The sequence below is a fragment of the Nocardia sp. NPDC055053 genome (genome assembly GCF_053608285.1).
On record NZ_JBSGVD010000082.1, the window covers coordinates 1 to 3,831 of the forward strand.

Here is a 3,831-nt window from a genome sequence, read left to right on the forward strand (position 1 = left end):
GGGGCGAGACGTAACGCCGCAGGCGCAGTATCGCCCCTCGGCGGCGAGGTCACGAGGCCGAAAACCCGCGGCGCCAGCCGCAAAAAATACAGCTCACTCCCACTCGATGGTGCCCGGCGGCTTGCTCGTCACATCGAGCACGACGCGGTTGACGTCCTTCACCTCGTTGGTGATCCGGGTGGAGATGCGCTCCAGCACGTCGTAGGGCAGGCGAGTCCAGTCCGCGGTCATCGCGTCCTCGCTCGACACCGGGCGCAGCACGATCGGGTGACCGTAGGTGCGGCCGTCGCCCTGCACGCCGACCGAGCGCACGTCGGCGAGCAGCACGACCGGGCACTGCCAGATCTGCTTGTCCAGGCCGGCGGCGGTGAGCTCCTCGCGGGCGATGGCGTCGGCCTGGCGGAGCAGGTCGAGCCGGTCGGCGGTCACCTCACCGACGATGCGGATGGCCAGGCCGGGGCCGGGGAAGGGCTGGCGGGCAACGATTTCCTCGGGCAGGCCGAGCTCGCGGCCGACCGCGCGGACCTCGTCCTTGAACAGCAGCCGCAGCGGCTCGACCAGGTCGAACTCGAGGTCGTCGGGCAGACCGCCGACATTGTGGTGGCTCTTGATGTTGGCGGTGCCGGTGCCGCCGCCGGATTCGACGACGTCCGGGTACAGGGTGCCCTGGACCAGGAACTCGACCTTCGGGGCAGCGCCGGCGGCAGCGCCCTCCTCGAGCACGATGCCGGCGACCGCGTCCTCGAAGGAGCGGATGAACTCGCGGCCGATGATCTTGCGCTTCTCCTCCGGGTCGGAGACGCCCTTCAGCTCGCCGAGGAACTTGTCCACCGCGTCGACGGTCACCAGCTTGGCGCCGGTCGCGGCGACGAAGTCCTGCTGCACCTGCTCGCGCTCGCCTGCCCGCAGCAGACCGTGGTCGACGAACACACAGGTGAGCCGGTCACCGATCGCGCGCTGCACCAGGGCGGCGGCGACGGCGGAGTCGACGCCACCGGACAGGCCGCAGATCGCGTGACCGTCACCGATCTGCGCGCGCACATCCTCGATCAGCGCGTCGGCGATATTGGCCGGGGTCCACGCCGCGGGGATGCCCGCCAGCTCGTGCAGGAAGCGGCTCAGCACCTGCTGGCCGTGCGGGGAGTGCAGCACCTCGGGGTGGTACTGGACACCGGCCAGGCGGCGCGCGCGATCCTCGAACGCGGCGACCGGAGCGCCCGCGGTGGTGCCGGTGACCTCGAAGCCCTCCGGGGCGTCGGTCACGGCGTCACCGTGGCTCATCCACACCGGCTGCACCGTCGGCAGGCCACCGTGCAGCACACCGCCGTCGATATTGAGCTCGGTGCGGCCGTACTCGCGGGTGCCGGTGTGCGACACCGTGCCGCCGAGCGCCTGCGCCATCGCCTGGAAGCCGTAGCAGATGCCGAACACCGGCACGTCCAGGTCGAACAGCCGCGCGTCGAGCTGCGGCGCGCCCTCGGCGTACACGCTGGACGGGCCGCCGGACAGGATCACCGCCAGGGGCTGCTTGTCGGCGATCTCCTCCACCGTCATGGTGTGTGGAATCACCTCGGAGAACACCCGCGCCTCGCGCACCCGGCGGGCGATCAGCTGGGCGTACTGTGCGCCGAAGTCGACGACGAGGACCGGTCTCTGAGTTTCTGCCACCGCCACAGTTTAGTGACGGCGCACGAAGCGCGAGCAACGGGCATCGGTCCGCGCCCACGCGTTGGGAGAACGTCGCGCAATACCCGGTCGACGTGGCTATCCTCGTGCACGTGCCATTCGCCCGCGCGATCGATGCCGACATCTACTACGAGGACAGCGGTGGCACGGGGCCGGTGGTGTTGCTCGCCCATGAATTCTTCATGGACCGCACCATGTTCGCCTCCCAGCAGGCCGCGCTCGCTCCCGAATTCCGGATCGTGGCCTGGGACGCGCGCGGGCACGGCCGCACCAAGGATCAGCGGCTGCCCTTCACCTACTGGACCGCCGCGCGCGACGCGCTGACCGTCCTCGACCACATCGGCGCCGAACGCGCGATCGTCGGCGGCACCGCGCAAGGGGGCTTCACGGCATTGCGGACCGCGCTGGTCGCGCCGGAACGCGTCGCCGCGCTCATCCTCATCAGCACCGAGGCGCACGGGCCGACCAGGGAACAGTCCACCGCGACCCAGCGCTTCCTCGACGAATGGCACGACAAGGGTTCGCGAAAAGAAGCAGCGGGCCGCCTGGCCGACTGGCTGATCGGCGACGACGACTGGTACCGCGGCATCTGGACCAAGCGCTGGATCGGCGACGCGCACAACGGCCTCGACGCCGCCGTCGGCTGCCTGCTCGGCCGCGACTCGGTGCTGGACCGGCTGCGCGAGATCACCTGCCCCGCGCTGATCATCCACGCCACCCACAGCGGCATCGCGGGCGATCGCGCCCGCACGCTGGCCGACGGGCTCACCGCCTCCACGTACCTGGAGATCGATGGCGCCCGTCTGGCCGTCACGATGACCCACCCGGAACCGGTCAACGCGGCGATCGCGCGGTTCCTGCGGGAACGGGTCTCACCGATCCACGTGCGCTAGCGGACGCTGAGCCCGACCTTCTGGAATTCCTTGAGGTCGGAGTAGCCCGCCTTGGCCATCGAGCGGCGCAGGCCGCCGACCAGGTTCAGCGAACCGAACGGGTCGTCGGAGGGGCCGTAGAGCACGCGCTCGAGGCTCGGCCGCGTGACGGTGCCGTCGGCGCCGTCCAGCCAGGACTCGTCGACCGGCAGGAACGAACCACGCGGCACCGAGGGGTGCGCGGTCGCCGAGGGCCAGTACCAGCCACGACCGGGCGCCTCGGCCGCCACCGAGAGCGGCACGCCAAGCATCACGGCGTCGGCGCCGCAGGCGATGGCCTTGGCCAGCTGGCCGGAGGTGGCCACGTCACCGTCGGCGATGACATGCACGTAGCGGCCGCCGGTCTCGTCCAGGTAGTCGCGGCGGGCCGCGGCGGCGTCGGCGATCGCGGTCGCCATCGGGACGCCGATGCCGAGCACCTCGCCGGTGGTGGTGGCGCCGGGGTAGGAGCCGTAGCCGACGATGACGCCGGCGGCGCCGGTGCGCATCAGGTGCAGCGCGGTGCGGTGATCGCTCACGCCACCGGCGACGACCGGCACGTCCAGCTCGGCGATGAAGGTCTTGAGGTTCAGCGGCTCACCGTCGCCCACGTGCTCGGCGGAGATGATGGTGCCCTGCACGACCAGCAGGTCGACACCGGCCTGCACCAGGGCGGGGGTGAGGGCGCGCGCGTTCTGCGGGCCCACCCGCACCGCGGTGGTCACGCCTGCCGCGCGCACCTGCGCGACCGCGGCCGCGAGCAGGTCGGGCTGCATCGGCGCGGCGTGTAATTCCTGGAGCAGGGAGATCGCGCGCTCGTAACCCCCCTTGTCGACAAGATCGATCAGCTGATCGATCTTGTCCTGCACATCGGCGTGCCGGGCCCACAGGCCCTCACCGTTGATCACACCGAGGCCGCCGAGACGGCCCAGCTCGATCGCGAACTCGGGCGAGACCAGCGCGTCGGTGGGGTGCGAGAGCACCGGGACCTCGAAGCGGTAGGCGTCGAGCTGCCAGGCCAGCGAGACCTGCTTGGACGAGCGCGTCCGCCGCGAGGGGACGATGTCGACGTCGTCGAGCTCGTACGTCCGACGGGCGACGCGGCCCATGCCGATTTCCACCATGTCACGCACAGTCACGCTCTGCTTTCTGCGCGCTGGCGCGCGCGTGTTCGCGGCCCTGAAGGGCCACCGGTCAGGCACCGGTGCTTGCTCCTACGTCGCCTACGCACCGG

At 71.0% G+C, this 3,831-nt stretch carries 3 protein-coding genes; 1 reads left to right on the plus strand and 2 read right to left on the minus strand.

Annotation, left to right across the window (positions count from 1 at the left end):
* Positions 1-93: 93 nt before the first annotated feature.
* Entirely contained in the window at positions 94-1,674 is a 1,581-nt protein-coding gene (gene guaA, locus ACWF82_RS34300; RefSeq protein ID WP_189030721.1) for a glutamine-hydrolyzing GMP synthase, read from the minus strand.
* 104 nt (positions 1,675-1,778) lie between these two features.
* On the opposite strand from guaA, the gene ACWF82_RS34305 reads away from it, so the two are divergent.
* A complete protein-coding gene (locus ACWF82_RS34305; protein WP_452507718.1) occupies positions 1,779-2,579 on the plus strand; it encodes an alpha/beta fold hydrolase in 801 nt (266 codons plus the stop codon).
* Here ACWF82_RS34305 and ACWF82_RS34310 read toward each other — a convergent pair.
* Complete coding sequence (locus ACWF82_RS34310; RefSeq protein WP_452507719.1) at positions 2,576-3,730, minus strand: GuaB3 family IMP dehydrogenase-related protein; 1,155 nt, start codon at positions 3,728-3,730, stop codon at positions 2,576-2,578. The two genes, ACWF82_RS34305 and ACWF82_RS34310, sit on opposite strands and share 4 nt — an antisense overlap.
* Positions 3,731-3,831: the final 101 nt, after the last annotated feature.